The organism is Flavobacterium sp. (genome assembly GCF_035292545.1).
Classification (GTDB): domain Bacteria; phylum Bacteroidota; class Bacteroidia; order Flavobacteriales; family Flavobacteriaceae; genus Flavobacterium.
The window spans coordinates 1-17,820 of the sequence record NZ_DATDPV010000019.1; the positions used below are offsets into that span (position 1 = coordinate 1).

General features: G+C 35.2%; 17 protein-coding genes. 16 read left to right on the forward strand and 1 reads right to left on the reverse strand.

The window, feature by feature from the left end; genetic code table 11:
* From VI621_RS02755 to VI621_RS02820, 14 genes are all read left to right on the forward strand, one after another.
* A partial coding sequence (locus VI621_RS02755) for a glycosyltransferase (protein WP_324216866.1) occupies positions 1–785 on the forward strand: 785 nt, incomplete at its 5' end.
* Between the two features lie 2 nt (positions 786–787).
* On the forward strand, positions 788–1,894 hold the full coding sequence (locus tag VI621_RS02760; RefSeq protein WP_324216867.1) for a glycosyltransferase: 1,107 nt from the start codon (positions 788–790) through the stop codon (positions 1,892–1,894).
* On the forward strand, positions 1,891–2,982 hold the full coding sequence (locus VI621_RS02765) for a right-handed parallel beta-helix repeat-containing protein (protein ID WP_324216868.1): 1,092 nt from the start codon (positions 1,891–1,893) through the stop codon (positions 2,980–2,982). The genes VI621_RS02760 and VI621_RS02765 overlap by 4 nt, the downstream gene beginning before the upstream one ends.
* 3 nt (positions 2,983–2,985) lie before the next feature.
* Positions 2,986–4,128: a glycosyltransferase family 4 protein gene (locus tag VI621_RS02770; protein ID WP_324216869.1), complete on the forward strand. Its 1,143-nt coding sequence runs from the start codon at positions 2,986–2,988 to the stop codon at positions 4,126–4,128.
* A gap of 129 nt (positions 4,129–4,257) precedes the next feature.
* Positions 4,258–4,860: a sugar transferase gene (locus tag VI621_RS02775; RefSeq protein ID WP_324216870.1), complete on the forward strand. Its 603-nt coding sequence runs from the start codon at positions 4,258–4,260 to the stop codon at positions 4,858–4,860.
* Positions 4,861–4,863: 3 nt separating this feature from the next.
* Complete coding sequence (locus tag VI621_RS02780; RefSeq protein WP_324216871.1) at positions 4,864–5,487, forward strand: acetyltransferase; 624 nt, start codon at positions 4,864–4,866, stop codon at positions 5,485–5,487.
* A 518-nt stretch (positions 5,488–6,005) separates the two neighbouring features.
* On the forward strand, positions 6,006–7,133 hold the full coding sequence (locus VI621_RS02785) for a glycosyltransferase family 4 protein (protein ID WP_324216872.1): 1,128 nt from the start codon (positions 6,006–6,008) through the stop codon (positions 7,131–7,133).
* Positions 7,126–8,094 (forward strand): ATP-grasp domain-containing protein, encoded by a 969-nt coding sequence (locus tag VI621_RS02790; protein WP_324216873.1) that lies wholly within the window; start codon positions 7,126–7,128, stop codon positions 8,092–8,094. Before VI621_RS02785 ends, VI621_RS02790 begins: the two co-directional genes overlap by 8 nt.
* Positions 8,087–8,755, forward strand: a complete 669-nt coding sequence (locus VI621_RS02795; protein WP_324216874.1) for an HAD-IA family hydrolase — start codon at positions 8,087–8,089, stop codon at positions 8,753–8,755. The genes VI621_RS02790 and VI621_RS02795 overlap by 8 nt, the downstream gene beginning before the upstream one ends.
* 17 nt (positions 8,756–8,772) lie before the next feature.
* Positions 8,773–9,321, forward strand: coding sequence for a sugar transferase (locus tag VI621_RS02800; protein ID WP_324216875.1), 549 nt, complete (start codon positions 8,773–8,775; stop codon positions 9,319–9,321).
* 104 nt (positions 9,322–9,425) lie between these two features.
* The gene (locus VI621_RS02805; protein ID WP_324216876.1) at positions 9,426–10,574 is read left to right on the forward strand and encodes a DegT/DnrJ/EryC1/StrS family aminotransferase; all 1,149 of its coding nucleotides are present in this window, start codon (positions 9,426–9,428) and stop codon (positions 10,572–10,574) included.
* 110 nt (positions 10,575–10,684) lie between these two features.
* Positions 10,685–12,643: a nucleoside-diphosphate sugar epimerase/dehydratase gene (locus tag VI621_RS02810; RefSeq protein ID WP_324216877.1), complete on the forward strand. Its 1,959-nt coding sequence runs from the start codon at positions 10,685–10,687 to the stop codon at positions 12,641–12,643.
* A gap of 273 nt (positions 12,644–12,916) precedes the next feature.
* Complete coding sequence (locus VI621_RS02815; RefSeq protein ID WP_324216878.1) at positions 12,917–13,696, forward strand: polysaccharide biosynthesis/export family protein; 780 nt, start codon at positions 12,917–12,919, stop codon at positions 13,694–13,696.
* Between the two features lie 6 nt (positions 13,697–13,702).
* Positions 13,703–16,054, forward strand: a complete 2,352-nt coding sequence (locus VI621_RS02820; RefSeq protein ID WP_324216879.1) for a GumC family protein — start codon at positions 13,703–13,705, stop codon at positions 16,052–16,054.
* 131 nt (positions 16,055–16,185) lie between these two features.
* On the opposite strand, the gene VI621_RS02825 is transcribed toward VI621_RS02820, so the two are convergent.
* Positions 16,186–16,920 (reverse strand): tyrosine-protein phosphatase, encoded by a 735-nt coding sequence (locus tag VI621_RS02825; RefSeq protein ID WP_324216880.1) that lies wholly within the window; start codon positions 16,918–16,920, stop codon positions 16,186–16,188.
* Between VI621_RS02825 and VI621_RS02830 the strand changes: the two genes are divergently transcribed.
* Positions 16,852–17,022: a hypothetical protein gene (locus VI621_RS02830; RefSeq protein WP_324216927.1), complete on the forward strand. Its 171-nt coding sequence runs from the start codon at positions 16,852–16,854 to the stop codon at positions 17,020–17,022. The genes VI621_RS02825 and VI621_RS02830 overlap by 69 nt on opposite strands.
* A 108-nt stretch (positions 17,023–17,130) precedes the next feature.
* The gene (gene recR / locus VI621_RS02835) at positions 17,131–17,751 is read left to right on the forward strand and encodes a recombination mediator RecR (protein ID WP_324216881.1); all 621 of its coding nucleotides are present in this window, start codon (positions 17,131–17,133) and stop codon (positions 17,749–17,751) included.
* The last annotated feature ends 69 nt before the right edge of the window (positions 17,752–17,820 follow it).

Here is a 17,820-nt window from a genome sequence, read left to right on the forward strand (position 1 = left end):
GGCTATTTAGTATGGTATTTCGAAGAATAAAATTTGTTGGAAGGGAGGCTAGTGTAGTTTCAAAAATGATCGAATATTCGAAAGTAAATCCAAACACTATTTATAAGATAATGAAATTTTTTTATTCGAGATTGTCAGCAATTATATGCCAATCAGAAGACATGAAACAAGATTTTATCCATACGTTAGGAATTGAACCTTTACAATTAGTTGTTATTCACAACCCGATTACAAATTCGGATTTAGTTATTAAAAATAAAATTCCGGATGATAAATTTCATTTTGTTACAGTAGGAAGGCTAAGCGAAGAAAAAGGACATCTAAGAATAATAAAAGGACTTTCTAAGATTTATAATTATGATTTCCATTATACCATCATTGGGTCCGGACCTATGGAAACATTGATTAAAGAAGAAATTGATAAGTTGCAATTAAACGAAAAAGTAAGTTTCATTTCTTATACCTCAAAGGTTTTGGAAGAAATTATTAAAAACGACTATTTTATTCAAGGATCCTATGTTGAAGGATTCCCTAATGCCCTGTTAGAAAGTTGTACCGTAGGGACACCCGTAATTGCTTTTAAAGCTCCGGGTGGAACAAAAGATATTATTGTCAATGGAGTCAATGGATTTTTAGTAGAAGATGAAATCGAATTTGTGTACCTTTTGAATGATATTTACAAATTAAAAAGTATTGATAAAGAATTAGTAAAGACTTCGGTTTTGAAAAAATTTGAATCGCAAAAGATAGTTCAGCAATATGAAGATTTATTTAATTCGTTGTAAGTATGAAAAAAATTCTAATCGTATTGCCAAATGATGCTTTAGGAGGTGCAGAACAAATTTTGAAAATGCTGGCTGAGTATCATAAAAAGGACAGGATTGATATTTTTTTCTTCAAAAGAAAAATGACTAATCAATGGGAAAATACAGGAAATAATGAGAATGTTACTTTAAAATATTTTAATGTAGGTTCTGAATATTTAGGCTCAATTTGTTTTCTTTTTGAGATTTTATTTAAGTCAAGGGAAAAATACACTTTTGTTTATACTTCTCATGTATTTATTACAGGGATAATAGGTTTGTTAATTAGATTGAAATTAATTTCAAAAGATTATTTTGTTGCGAGAGAATCAACTTTGATTTTTCAAAGATTTAAAGGTTTCAAGCTTTTTCTTTATAAGCTGATGTATAAAACCGGATATGCTTCCGTTGATTTATTGATATGTCAGACGGTACAAATGAAAATGGAATTATTAAAAGCATTGCCATGGTTGGAAAACAGTACGAAAATTGAGGTAATACCTAATCCAATCGATTTAGAACTAATCTTACTGAAATCAACGGCTAACGCCAATGATGGTATAGAAAAATATGGTGATTATATTGTTTCAGCTGGCAGGCTTATTCCGGAAAAAGGTTATGATATTTTAATACATGCATTTTATAAAGTCAAACAAGATTATAAGTCTTTAAAATTGGTTGTTCTTGGAGAAGGTAAAGAGAAAACTTCATTAATTAACCAAATTAATGAATTGGGATTAGAAGAGGATGTTTTTCTTATTGGATTTGTTGAAAATGTTTACCCCTATTTTAGATCCGCTAAACTTTGTGCAGTTTCATCCAGAATTGAAGGTTTTCCTAATGTATTGTTACAGATGATGTCACAGAATAAAAATGTTGTTTCTACAAAATGTGCTGGAGGAATAGACGAAATACCAGGTGTTTGTATTGCTGAAACTGATGATGTAGAAAGTTTAAAAGAAGCAATATTAAAATCATTAAATAGCCAGAATTGTAAAGTTGGCAGTGAATTTGATATATTTCTTAAAGAGCGATCAATAGATAATTTTATTGTTAAAATAGAATATTTTTTAAACATACACAATCAATGAATTTAAATAATTATGAACCGTATTTTAAATATAGAAGTTTGTTTTTCAACTTTTATTTAATATTAAATCTAGCATTGTCCATAGTAAGCTGTAATGCACAAGCTGAAAAATTTACGTATAAAGGAACTCCTAAAAAATATTTTGTATCCTCAGTCCATTTGGGATTATATAAAAAACATGTAGAAAAAGAGAAACTAAAAGCGTATGATTTAACTAGAAGTTTACCCAAAGGGTATCTTAAAAATGGGACAAAAGATTATACAAAATATTTACAAGATGGCATGAATAATTATCGTGTTGTTATTTTTCCTAATTTTCCGGTATTGGTTAATAAAGAAGGACTTGGCATAAAAAGCAATAGTACAGTTATTTTCCAGAAAAACTCAAAATTAATAATGGAGCCTAATGCCATGGATAGTTATCAAGTGTTAAGATTGTTTAATATAAAAAACAGTGTTGTTTATTTTCCTGTGATAAAAGGTGATAGGAATTATCATTTAGATACTAAAGGAGAGTGGGGTATGGGAATTTCTATTATGGGATCTTCAAACATTAAGATAATTAATCCTAAAATTTCAGATTGTTGGGGAGATGGGATTTATATAGGCAAAAGTTTAAATAGTAGTAAAAATATAAATATCTATTATCCTGAATTAGATAATAATAGAAGAAACGGAATTTCAATTGTCAGTGGAGATCGGATATTCGTAGAATCGCCATTAGTCAGTAACACACATGGAACTATGCCTGGTTGCGGAATTGATATTGAACCCAATAATAATAATGATGAAATAAATAATATATTTATAAACAATCCAATAACATATAATAATGAAAGATATGGAATTTCTATTTATATGAAATTTTTAAGAGGGAAGTTGAAAAAAGATGTAAATATTTCGATAAATAATCATTTAGACAATGGGTCTATTTCAGGTTTTATTATTGATGAACCTAGTGGCAGTTATAAAGCTGACAGACCATTAATGGGGAATGTTATCATTACTAAGCCTATTTGGATTAATAATAAAAAAAGAATAGTTTTCAAAAATAATGAGTTTTCACCAAAACTAGTGATTAAAAATTAAGTTATGAAAAAACTCATCCGCATCACCACCGTTCCTATATCCTTAGAAAAACTTTTGGAAAACCAATTGCTTTTCATGAAATCGCATTATGAAGTGACAGCCATTTCCTCTGACAAGCCCAATTTAGAGCGAGTAGGACAATTGCAAGAGGTTGCAGTATTTCACGTTGAAATGACACGGAAAATTACCCCTTGGCAAGACGTAAAAGCTGTGTGGCAGTTATACAACTATTTTAAAAGAGAAAAGCCGTTTATAGTTCATACCCATACTCCTAAAGCGGGTACAGTCGGAATGATGGCAGCCAAACTTGCCGGCGTGCCCCACAGGCTACACACTATTGCGGGATTACCTTTATTGGAAGCAAGAGGTATTAAAAGGAAATTGCTAAATGCCGTCGAAAAAATAACCTATACTTGTGCCACTCGTATTTATCCTAATTCTTATGGTTTAAAAGAGATCATAATTAATGAGCAATTCTGCAAACCAAATAAATTAAAAGTTCTTGCCAGTGGAAGTTCCAATGGAATCGATACCGCTTATTTCGGTCCGGAAAATTTTTCAGAACTGCAAAATCAAATATTAAAAACCAATTTAGGAATACAGGCTGACGACTTTGTTTTTATTTTTGTGGGGCGTTTGGTGGGCGATAAAGGGATTAATGAATTGATTCAGGCTTTCAAAAAAATTTCCTCAGGAACAGAAGGGATAAAATTGATTTTGGTAGGTTCTTTTGAGTCAGACTTAGATCCATTAGAACAAGAAACCATACAAGAAATAACTACCAATAACAACATCATATCCGTTGGTTTCCAAAAAGACGTACGACCTTATCTTGCCATTAGTGACTGTCTTGCTTTTCCAAGTTATCGTGAGGGTTTTCCAAATGTGGTAATGCAGGCCGGAGCTATGAGATTGCCCTGTATTGTAACTAATATTAACGGCTGTAATGAAATCATAATCGAAGGACAAAACGGCACGATCATTCCGGTTAAAGATGCTGATGCCTTGTATAGAGCGATGAAAACAATGGTGGATGTAGTTGGTTTTAGAACCAAACTCCAACAAAACGCCCGACCGATGATTGTTTCCCGATACGAGCAACAAGTGGTTTGGGAAGCTATTTTAGCAGAATACAAAAGCCTATAAAAATCTAAAAAGCAAACCATTTAATGATTGGTCTGAATTCTGTCGTAGGTTATTCTCCAATCGAGCAGTCATTACCAATTGATAAATAAATAATAGTTATTTTTGCACATTCAAAACGAACAGCAATCCATGTACAAATCCTATTTTAAAAGAACTATCGACTTTATCGGAGCCTTAACGGGACTGTTGCTTTTAAGTCCGTTATTCCTTATCGTCACTGTTGGGTTGTATTTTGCCAACCAAGGAAAACCCTTCTTTTTTCAAAACCGACCCGGTAAAAACGGAAACCTATTCAAAATCATCAAGTTTAAAACCATGAATGATAAAAAAGACACCAACGGCAACCTGTTGTCCGATGCGATAAGGTTGACAAAAATTGGTTCTTTTGTTCGCAAGACTTCATTAGACGAATTGCCTCAATTGTTGAATGTCATTAAAGGAGATATGAGCTTAATAGGACCAAGGCCCTTATTACCCCAATATTTACCCTTATACAATGCCTTCCAAAACAGGCGCCACGAAGTAAAACCCGGAATTACCGGCTGGGCGCAAGTGAATGGCAGGAATGCCATCAGTTGGAATCAGAAATTTGCGTATGATGTGTGGTATGTTGATCATATGAGTTTTGGACTGGATATAAAAATAATATTCAAAACGTTATTAAAAGTAGTAAAAAGTGACGGGATAAGCAGTACGGAATCAGTTACTATGGAAGTGTTTAAAGGAAATTAAGGTATGGTATATTTATTTGGGGCAAGCGGTCACGCAAAAGTGATTATTGAGAGTTTGGAATTAGAGCACAAAATGATTGGAGGATTGATAGATGTTAATCCTTTACTTACACGTTTGTCAGCGTACCCTGTATATCAAAAACTGCCTAATGGTTTTGATGTTAAAAAAGACGGTTTGATTGTTTCGATAGGGGGAAATGCTATTCGCAAAAAAGTTGTAAATCAATTAAGTGCTGTATTTATTACCTCAATTCACCCGTCATCAAATTTATCCAAATGGACTACCATAGGAGAAGGAACCGTTATTATGGCTGGCGTAAGTGTTAATGCAGATTGTAAAATAGGTAAACATGTCATCCTAAATACCAATTGTTCTGTAGATCATGATTGTGTGATTGGTGATTTTGTACATGTTTCTCCTAATGTGGCTTTGGCCGGGGACGTGTCTGTTGGAGAAGGTACCCATATTGGAATAGGTGCCTGTGTGATTCAGGGAATAAAAATAGGGAAGTGGGCGACAATAGGTGCCGGAGCAACCCTTATAAAAGATGTTCCTGATTTTGCAGTTGTTGTTGGAAATCCTGGAAAAATAATAAAATTTAATCAACCAAATGATTTAAATATCTAAATGTATTTTCTTACATACCATTTACTACAATTGGATTGTGTATATTTGACTGCTTTATAATTCTGTTCTGGCCTTTAGTGGATATGAATAAATTATAACCTGTATTATGTTTATGACTATAAACTTAACCGTTGGTATAATTTATTACGAAAAACTGGTTTTCGATACCTTTTGTGTTCCATTTTTATATACAAAAATATTCGAACCGACGTTTTTAATAATTACAACCAACGCAAGTAAGCTTAATTTAAAGTATAGTAAAATTTACGACCAAGCCTTTTATGAAAAGACTGTTGAATTTTGTTATGAAAGACATATTATGTATCGCTGTCAGCAATTAGAAATAGCGGAATATTGGTTACAGTAGTGGTGAAATTAGGAAAAGATGTTTTGTTGCGTAGAACGTAAGTTACAGCACTGACATGAGAATATTTTTTAAAACAATAAAAAAATGTTTGTCAGAGAGTAAATTTCTCATGAATGACAGGCTTTAAAGCATTCGTCAGAAACTTATCAATATGAAAATAGCTATTCTATCAAGGGTCATTTTTTTAAGTGGCGTTACCACTCACATCATTGACCTGTCCTCTGAGTTAATTAAAAAAGGCCATGAAGTTTATGTTTTTACCGCAGGTCCACAAGAGCCCAATAATATTTTATATGTTGAAATATTCGACAGACTTAAGGCAACAGGGATAAAAATAGTTGACATACCCTATCCTTTAAATCGTAAAAATAAATTGAACTATCTTTTTAAGTTCTCTAAATCCATTTATCTGACAAAGAAGTATTTAAAACAGTTTAATGTTGATGTCATCCATGTGCATACCCCTGCGCTGTCTTTTATTCCGAAATTACTAGGCTTGTCCTTTATCAAAACGATTCATGTAAAGAATCTTTCTCTTAGTTTTTTAAATCAAAATGCAACACATCTGATAACGATAAGCAGAGAGACGTATAAAGAAGCTTTAGTCAAATTTAAATACACTGAAGATGAAGTTTCATTAATATGTAACGGCGTTAATTCTGAATTTTCTGAATTAATTGAAGACGCTGCTTGTCTTTCTTTAAAAAACAAATTGAATATCCCTACGGATAAAATAATTTTAGGAATTGTTGGAAGTATCCAATATAGAAAAGGCCATGATGTATTGTTAAAATCAATTGCAAAATTACCGGATCATTGTAAAAATAAAATTCATTTAATTATTTTAGGCTCTGGCAATGCTGAGGAAGAAAGATGGCTTAAAGAGATGATTATAGCTTCAAATTTGGAAGACAGCATATCAAAATTTGATTTTCAACTTCCTAAACCTTTTTATGATGTAATGGATATTTTGATTTTACCTTCAAGACTGGAAGGTTTTGGATTGGTAGTCGTTGAGGCAATGTTAGCTAACTGTTGTATTATCAGAAGCGATGTTGAAGGTGCCTATGATCAAATCACTGATGGTAGCACCGGATTTTTATTTGGAAATGAAAAACACGAAGCGTTATCGAATATATTAGAAAAATTACTATTTGATGATCATTTAAGGAAACAGGTGGCAATACGTGGAAGACAATTTGCAATAGAACATTTCACATCTGATAAAATGACTGAGAAAACGATAGCAGTGTATCAAAAAGTGCTTGATAATGTATAACATTCTCATCACCTCTGCCGGTCAACGCGTCTCTTTAGTCAGGGCTTTTCAGCAAGAAGTAAAAAAAATAAATTTAGACGCAAAAGTATATACGGTGGACTTAAATCCGAGATTGGCACCCGCATGTCATGTATCGGATGGGTACAAACAAGTTAAATATGTTACAGAGGAGAATTATATTGAAGAGTTATTACAAATTTGTTTAGATTGGAAAATTCAGCTCCTTATTCCTACAATTGATACCGAGCTTTTGGTATTGGCAGCAAACAAACAATTATTTTTAGAAAATGGCATTGTTCCAATTGTTTCCAGTTTAGACTTTGTCCAAAAATGCAGGGACAAACGCATAACTAAACAGTTTTTTAAAGAAAATAACATTGATAGTCCTAAAGACATAGATAAGAGTAATCCTGTTTTTCCTTTATTTATAAAACCTTATGACGGAAGTTTGAGTAAGGATACTTTTTTAATTCGTAAGGCTTCTGAATTAACGGATTACCATTTTCAAAATCCTAAGTTCATGTTTATGGAATACATTGACCATAATCAATTTGAGGAATATACCGTGGATACCTATTATAATAAATATAACGAGTTAAAATGCATAGTGCCTCGTAAACGTATTTTAGTTCGTAGTGGAGAAGTTAATAAAGGCGTTACCGATAAGAATGAAATAGTAACTTATGTAAAAAAACATTTATCTGAAATAAAAGGAGCTGTGGGTTGTTTAACTATGCAGTTTTTCTTTCATCCAGCAACAAAAAAAATTGTTGGTATTGAAATCAATCCCCGTTTCGGAGGGGGCTTTCCTTTAAGCTATCTTTCGGGAGCCAATTATCCGTTATGGCTGATTAAAGAATATTTATTAGATGAAGAAATTCCTTTTTTTATGGATTGGGAAGACAAAATGCTTATGCTTCGTTATGATGACGAAGTGATAATTCATAATTATAATGGTTAAAAAAAGTATTATTTTTGATTTGGATGATACCTTGTACAAAGAGATTGATTATCTGAAATCTGCTTATAATGAAATAGCAAAAAGAATCGCTGAAACATCTTCGGATCCAATTATAGCAGAAAGCATATATAGTGATCTGTATGGTTTTTATTCTCAAAAAAAAGATGCGTTTAGTGAAGTGATTCAAAAATATGCCCTTAATGACATATCAAAAGAAGATTTGCTGGAGATATATAGAAATCATTATCCTTCTTCCATTAAACTTGCTATTCATGATGAAATTATATTAAAACAATTGAAAGCCAAGGGTTATAAGCTTGGACTGATTACTGATGGGAGATCGATTCAGCAAAGAAACAAAATTAAGGCTCTGAATATTGAAAAATATTTTGAATATATCCTGATTTCGGAAGAGTTTGGAACAGAAAAGCCTAATCCGGAAAACTTTAGGCGTTTTGTTGATTTATTTGGTGAAAGCACTTTTTTTTATGTGGCAGATAATACAAGTAAAGATTTTATTGCCCCTAAAAAAATGGGATGGAAAACGATATGCTTATTGGATAATGGGAAAAATATACATCGACAGCATTTTGAAATTGAGGAAGTTTACCAGCCTCATTTCATAATCAATAGCCTGAAAGAAATTTTAAATTTGATTTAATTTTTTTATTTTGTAATATGAACAAAAAAATTTTCGATATCACTGCTTCTTTTGCTGCCTTGTTGCTTTTAGGCCTATTTATTTTTTTGTGCTGGGTAGTTGCCGCAATCGACACCAGATCCAACGGTCTTTTTTTTCAAAGCAGAATAGGTCAGTTTGGCAAACCTTTTCAAATCTTCAAGTTAAAAACAATACATCCAAAAAAACAAACCATATCTGCTATGGGAAGATTTTTAAGAAAGTCAAAGCTGGACGAACTCCCCCAACTTTTTAACGTTTTACTGGGTGATATGAGTTTTGTTGGTCCACGGCCTGATGTCCCCGGATATTACGATCAATTGCAAGGCGAAGCAAGAAAAATACTGGAGTTGAAACCGGGACTTACCAGTCCAGCTTCGTTAAAATATTTTAACGAAGCGTATTTACTTTCCCAACAAGAAAACTCTTTAAAGTATAACGATACTGTTATTTTTCCGGATAAAGTTCGGATGAACTTAACGTATTATTACGATCACAGCTTTTGGGGAGATATTCGGATTATTTGCAATACCGTTTTCAGGAGATAGGGGAATTAGGTCAATACAAATGAAAAATAATAAAATATCCCTAAATTCAGGGATAGGAAACAAAATACTTTAATAATATCTTTGCACCAATTAAGACTACAACAATGACAAATTCAAAAATATGGCTTTCGTCCCCACACATGGGTGGAACCGAACAAAAATATGTACAGGAAGCTTTCGATACCAATTGGGTGGCTCCATTAGGGCCTAACGTTACCGGATTGGAACAGGATTTAGAAAATTATTTGAATCAGAATGTTTTTGTAGGCGCTTTAAGTTCCGGAACGGCAGCTATTCATTTAGCATTGGTTTTGCTGGGCGTACAGGCTGGCGATGAAGTGATTTGTCAGAGCATGACGTTTTCGGCTTCAGCAAATCCTATCTTATACCAAGGGGCTACCCCCGTTTTTATTGATAGCGAAAAGGATACCTGGAACTTGTCTCCAATAGCGTTGGAAGAAGCTATTATAGATCGGATGGCGAAAGGTAAAAAGCCAAAAGCCATCATAGCGGTTCATCTATATGGTATGCCATTTAATGTGGAAGCAATTATGGCTGTAGCCAACAAATATGAGATTCCGGTAATAGAAGACAGCGCCGAAGCACTCGGAAGCAGTTATAAGAACCAGAAATCCGGCACTTTTGGTGCTATTGGGATTTTATCTTTTAATGGCAATAAAATCATCACCACTTCCGGCGGTGGTGCTATTGTTGCCAAAACCAAAGAAATAAAAGATAAAGCAGTGTTCTTCGCAACACAATCCAGAGATAACGCTCCGCATTACCAACATAGTGAAGTAGGGTACAATTACCGGATGAGTAATATTTGCGCCGGAATTGGTCGTGGTCAAATGGAAGTATTAGACAAACATGTGGCCTTGCGTCGGGAAATGAACCAGTTCTATTCCGATTATTTTTTAGCTATTGATGGCGTTACAGTATTTTCAGAACCTAATGCTGATTATTACTCCAATCATTGGCTGTCGGCCATTGTGATGCAACCAAAAAAGCTGAAGGGAAAAACAAGAGAAGATTTACGTCTCGCGCTGGAACAGGAAAATATTGAAAGCCGTCCGCTTTGGAAACCCATGCATTTACAGCCCGTTTTTCAACAATATCCTTACTACGGAAATCAGGTGGCGGAGCAGTTGTTTGAAGACGGGCTGTGTTTGCCGTCAGGCTCTAATACGACAGCAGCGGATAAAGAACGCATTACTTCGGCATTAGATCGTTTTTTTAAACCGTTAATTTAATATTAAATAAAAATATTATTTTGTTAAAAATTGTAATTTTGAACCGCATTTGTGATATTTTTTTTTATTTCTATAATTTATCATAACAAAAATAATAATTACGCTTGAATATGAAGCTTATAGAAAATTTAAAAAACGTCTTCCGTAAAATATTTCCCGGAAGCATTCTCGAAAAACGTTTCAGTACCTTAAACTATCTGCCAAGATGGGTCATTTTTTGTATTGATGTATCGATTGTTGTTTTTGCTAACATTGTTACGTATCAGCTTATTTCAAATCTTACCCTATCCTTTTACCAGACCCTGGATGTTTTTACCCGATATGGGATAGTGGTATTGGTGAATATGATTTTCTTTTTAATATTCAGGACCTATTCCGGGATTATTCGACATTCCACTTTTATAGACGGCATTAAATTATTATTTTCCACAACAGCCTCTTTTGTGACCTTGGTGACAATCAATTATTCCACTTACTTTATTATAGGTAAAAAAATATACCTGATACCGGGATTGTTTGTCAACTATGTGATCACGTTTTCCATGTTGTTTTTATTTCGAATTTTTGTAAAGAAAATGTTTGAGTATTATACCGTTGAAAAAAGCAAATCCGGGTTGATGAGGGCCGTTGTATACGGCTCTGATGCGAATGCTATTTTTGTGGCGAATGCGTTAAGAACTGAAATTCCTGCCCGTTTTAAATTGGTGGCTTTCATTAATAAATCCAGTCAAAATTCCGCAAAAACCATTTTGGATATTCCAATCCTGAATCAGAAAAAGAAAATTCCGGTACTGCTGCGGTCCATGAATGCGGAGGCTTTGATTTTAGCCGATAAAAGTTTAACCATAGCCGATAAAATAGCGATTGTAGATGAGTGTCTGGAATTCGATTTCAAAGTTTTTACCCTTCCAACCATTACCGACTGGGAAAATCCAGGGGAAATTTCAAAGAAAGTAAAGAATATTCAAATCCAGGATTTATTAGAGCGTAATCCCATTGTTTTAGACAACAAAGCGATAAGCAACCAAATTAAATCGAAAACTATATTGATTACCGGAGCAGCGGGTTCTATTGGAAGTGAAATTGTATGGCAAATCAAATCGTTCAATCCGAAAAATATTATTATTCTGGATCAGGCCGAAACACCGTTGCATCATTTGTGTCTGGAATTAGCTAAGGAGGACAGTACAGTTACCGTACATTCGGTCATTGCCGATATTCGAAATTATGAGGTCATGGAGGCCGTTTTCAAGCAGCACAAACCCCATATTGTTTATCATGCGGCAGCCTACAAACATGTTCCTTTGATGGAAGATAATCCGGCGCAAGCCATATTTACCAATGTAGCAGGTACAAAAAACCTGGCTGATTTGGCGATGAAATATGAGGTCGGAAAATTTGTGATGGTGTCTACCGACAAAGCGGTTAATCCAAGTAATGTTATGGGGGCCAGTAAACGTATTGCCGAGAAATATGTACAGTCGCTGTCTTATAATTTAAAAAAAGAAGGAAAGAAAGGCACCAAGTTCATTACCACCCGTTTCGGAAATGTTTTGGGATCGAATGGCTCGGTAGTACCCTTGTTTACCCAACAAATTATAAATGGAGGGCCTATAACCATTACCCATCCTGATATTATTCGTTATTTTATGACGATACCCGAAGCCTGTCAGCTGGTTTTAGAGGCAGGTGCCATGGGTCAAGGAGGTGAAATTTACATTTTCGACATGGGTAAACCAGTCAGAATTATTGATCTGGCGAATAAAATGATTCGTATGGCCGGTTTTATTCCTGAAAAGGACATAAAAATTAAAATCGTAGGCTTGCGTCCAGGTGAAAAATTGTATGAAGAATTGTTAAATGATTCTGCCAAAGCGCTGCCGACCCATCATGAGAAAATAATGATTGCCGAAGATATAAGTGATAATTTTGAACAATTGTCAAAAGCGGTGGACGAGCTGATGCAGATTACAAAATCGTTTGAAATGCACGACATTGTGATGAAAATGAAAGTAATCGTACCGGAGTTTATCAGTATGAATTCTGGTTTTGAGGCATTGGATAAATAGATGATTCGATAGCTCGACAGTTCGATAGTTCGATTTTTTTAATCAGGAGCATTTTATTTTGGGACAGTAATTTTTTAGTTTTAAAAATCATTCGAATGGAACCGGAGATTGGTTGGGATTGATTGTTAGATTGTTAAATTTCTCTTGAAATTAATCAGTTGGTTGATTGCTGGCCCTATTTTACGATTATTGAATATGAAATTTAACAGGAAATCATAAAATTTTAGCAATAAAGTTTTTTAAAATATACCTTTGCAAAAATTAATATCATTTATGGCAGTTACATCCACCACTAAAATTATACTCCTGCTTCTGGTTGCAGGTGTTTTTTTTTCCTGTACCTCTAAAAAAAACATCGTTTATTTACAAGCTGACGGTAATCAGGAAACAGCAACGGAAATTGCAAATTATGAACCTTTGCTACAGCCTGATGACGCACTGATGATTGTCATTTCCGCAGAAAATCCTGAAGTGGCAGCACCCTACAATATGAAATCGGTTTTTTTTCAAGGAAATTCTGAAATTGGAGTGGGACAAGAGCGACTACAATCCTATTTAATCGATAAAGAAGGCCATGTTGATTTTCCAATGTTGGGAAAAATAAAATTAGCGGGTCTTACCCGTACTGGTGCCATACAAAAAATAAAAATGCTTTTAACAGATCATATTAAAGATCCCATCGTGAATTTAAGAATTCTCAACTTTAAGGTTTCCGTTTTAGGAGAAGTAAGCAAGCCGGGAGTTCAAAATATTCAGTCGGACAGGATTAGCTTATTGGAAGCGCTAAGTTACGCCGGGGATTTAACCATTTATGGGAAGAGAAATACCATTTTGATCATTCGTGAGAAAGAAGGCGTAAAAACAATTCAAAAAGTGGATATCACCAAAAGAGATTTTATCAATTCTCCCTACTACTATCTGTCACAAAATGATGTGGTTTATGTAGAGCCCAATAAAACAAAAGTAAACGCTTCTGTGATTGGCCCAAATATTACCGTGGGAATATCAGCCCTATCTTTAATTATTACCATCATTGCGTTAACCATCAGATAATATTTTATGCAACAGAATCAAACCATAATACCAGACGGAGAAGAAAATAATTTTAATTTCAGAGACCAGCTGGAACTTTATCTCATGCAATGGAAGTGGTTCGTGTTGAGCGTACTCTTACTGCTTGCCGGAGCCTATTTTTATTTGCGTTATGCAGTGCCACAGTATAAGGCGGTCACCACTATTTTGGTGAAAGATGAAAAAAAGGGCGGGATGGCTTCAGAACTTTCCGCATTTGCCGATTTAGGGATGCTTTCGGGCGCCAAGAGCAATGTTGACAATGAGATTGAAATCCTTAAATCACGTACCTTAATTCAGGCTACCGTAAAAGAATTGGGCTTGAATGTTTCTTATTTGAGTTTAGGACGCGTAAAATCGGCAGAAATATATAAGAATGCTCCTATTGAAATTTTGTTTTCTACAGTTTCGAAGGACTTTTATAAAAAAAGCCATACTTATCGCATAGAGAGCAGCTCCGATTCTAAGTTCACTTTTTATGATGAAACCGGAAAATTAGGCGACTATAGCTATGGTCAGGTGATTCAGTGTAAGGAAGGGAAATGCACTATTTTAAAAAAACAGCGTGCAAAATTAAAGGGTGCCGATAATGATTTTAACATCACCATCCAGATACATCCTATGGAAAGTGTCGTGGAAAGCTTTAAGGGCAGAATAAACGTGATGCCCCTGAGCAAAACAACCAGTATAGCAGAACTTTCTATTATTGATCCCGTTTCCGAAAAAGCAGAAGACTTTTTGAATACGATGATCCGGATTTATAATGAAGATGCCATTGCTGATAAAAATTCCATTTCGGAAAATACTTCCAAGTTTATTGAGCAAAGACTGCTGTTAATTACAGATGAGTTAGATGGCGTCGAAAAAGAAGCGGAAACTTTTAAGAAAGCCAACCGCGTGACTGACATTACCTCTGAAGCGGGTTTGTTTCTTCAGAATGCCAGCGAGTTTGAAAAAAAGGAAATTGAAATCGAAACCCAGTTGAAAGTGGTAAAATCAATGACCGATTTTGTCAATAAAAACGATACTTCCGATTTAATTCCTGCGAATATTTTATCGACAGACTCTAATGCATCCGGATTGATCAGCCAATACAACCAATTGGTATTGGAACGCAACCGTTTGTTAAAAAACGCGGGACCGAACAATGCAGTTGTACAGACTATTGACAACAAAATTGAAGCCTTGAAAACCAATGTAAAATCCAGTCTGTCTCAGCAAAAGACGGCATTGGAAATTAACAGAAGAGATCTGGCAAGACAAAATGCAATCGTAAGCGGAAAAATTACCCAAATTCCAACATTGGAAAGAGAAGCTCGCGGATTAGGCCGTCAGCAACAAATTAAAGAAACTTTATATTTGTACTTGTTGCAAAAAAGAGAAGAGACTGCCATTTCATTAGCGGTTACCGAGCCCAATGCAAAAGTGATTGATGCCGCGTTAGCGAATAAGACTCCTGTATCTCCGAAGAAAAATATCATTTATCTGGCTGCCTTATTATTGGGATTATTACTTCCTTTTGCCATTATTTATGTTAAGGAACTTTTGGATACCAAAATAAAAAGCCGCTTTGACATTGATGGTAAATCTGCCATTCCATTTTTGGGCGATGTACCGACTTCGGAAACCCATAATGAAATTATAAGTGCCACCTCACGTACAGGCGCAGCAGAAGCCCTTAGGATTATCAGAACCAATCTTGAGTTTATGTTGAATGCAGTGCCGGAAGGTACCGGTAAAACCATTTTTGTAACCTCGACGGTGCCTAAAGAAGGAAAAACATTTATAGCCGTTAACCTTGCGGGAACCATTGCTCTTTCGGGTAAAAAAGTACTTTTGGTGGGAATGGATATTCGAAATCCAAAACTGAGTGAATATTTAGAATTACCCAGTAAAGGAGTAACCAATTATTTGTCATCAAAAGAGGGCAAAATTGAGGATTATATTGTCAAACAGGAAGGTTTTGAGGAATTGTACATTTTCCCGGCAGGTGTTATCCCTCCGAATCCGGCGGAATTGTTAATGAACAAAAAAACAGACGAATTGTTTGAACAATTAAAAAAGGAATACGACTATATTGTGGTAGATACGGCTCCGGTAAGTTTAGTGACGGATACCTTGATCATAGCGAAAAATGCCGATACCTTCGTCTATGTAGTACGTGCCAACTATTTAGACAAACGGATGCTTCATGTGCCCGAAAGACTATATAAAGAAAATAAGCTGCCTAATATGTCTTTATTGCTTAATGACACCCAAACTCAAAAAGGATACGGTTATGGTTACGGGTACGGCGTTGAGGTGGAAAAAAAACCATGGTATAAGGAGATTTTTAAATAGAAAAAGAGGCGAAAGCCTCTTTTTCTATTTAGGGGAGTTATGAGTTATGAGTTATGAGTTATGAGTTATGAGTTATGAGTTGTGAGTTGTGAGTTGTGGGTTTTGAGCTATGGGTTCTTGAATAGTCGATTTTATTTAAACAACGAATTGTTTTGCATCACATCAACCAGTATTTTGGTCTCTTTGATCAGGACTTTTCGGGAGAAGGCCTCCACGTGGTTTTTATGATGGATATCAGAGCCGGCAAAATCAATCATGCCTTTATGGAGCAGTTTTTGAGCGGCTTCCGTTACACCTTTTCCATAGTAACCGACAGTGGACAGTAGATTTAACTGGAAATGGCACCCTGCTTTCTTGAGTTTATTATATTGTTCGAAATCGTTGTGGTAAAAAGAATAACGTTCCGGATGGGCTAAAATAGGGATATAGCCCGCCAATTGCAGTTCAAAAATGATATTATGCAGCTGCATTGGTGGATTCAGATAGGACATTTCCACCAAAACATAATTGTCTTTTATGGTTAATAGGGGTGTGGATTGAAAAAGCGGTGTCAGATGGTCATCCATAAGATATTCAGAGGCGGCAGTCAAATCCAATTGGGCTGTTAGGTCCGGAAGCGCCTTTTTGACCGCTGCTAGGCTGTCTGAAATGGTTTCAGTGGTGTTATTCCAGACATGCTTCATCGTGTGCGGCGTGGTGATAGATTTTGAAAACTTTAAATCAATCATCGACTGTAATAAAAAGCGGCTCTCAGCGATGGTTTGAGCGCCATCGTCAATGCCACATAAAACATGGGAATGAATGTCGACATAACCGTCGGGAATCAGTTCGGACAATATGGGCTTGTTTTTAAAAAAAGAAATCATGATTTGATATTTGATGGCAAATATACGGATTACTGTGGAGTTGTGGGTTGTGGGTTATCAGTTATGGGTTATGAGTTGTGGGTTATGAGTTGTGGGTTATGAGTTATGGGTTATGGGTTTTGAGTTGTGAATGGTTTTCGCCGTCACATCGAATTATCGGACCATCTAATAATCTAAAAATCGAATTAAACAAATTACTACATTTGCCAAATGGAATTTTCATCAAAATTGTTAGAAAAAGCGGTCAACGAAATGGCACAGCTGCCAGGAATCGGGAAGCGAACGGCCTTGCGATTGGTGTTGCATTTATTGAAGCAGCCGAAGGAGCAAACGGGATTTTTATCGCAGGCATTGGTCAACATGCGAGAGGGAATTATGTTTTGCGAAAGCTGTCATAATATTTCCGATGTGGCACTTTGCGAGATTTGTTCCAATACCAATAGAAACCATCAGGTTATTTGCATTGTGGAAGATATCCGGGATGTCATGGCGATTGAAAACACCGGCCAGTTTCGGGGTATTTACCATGTGTTGGGCGGAAAGATTTCTCCGATTGACGGGGTTGGCCCAAGCCAGCTAAAAATTGCCTCCTTGGTAGAGAAGGTAAAATCAGGAACGGTAAAAGAAATTATTTTTGCCTTGAGTTCCACTATGGAAGGCGATACGACCAATTTTTACATTTACAAACAAATCCAGGCATGCGACATCATTACTTCGGCTATTGCGAGAGGCATTTCGGTGGGAGATGAGCTGGAATATGCCGATGAAGTGACTTTGGGACGCAGTATTTTGCAGCGGGTACCCTTTGAAAATTCCTTCAAAAACAATTAAACGGTTTATTATAAGGACTTCATTTTTGTATTTATAAAGGAAAAACTATATTTGTTTGCTAATAAAAGG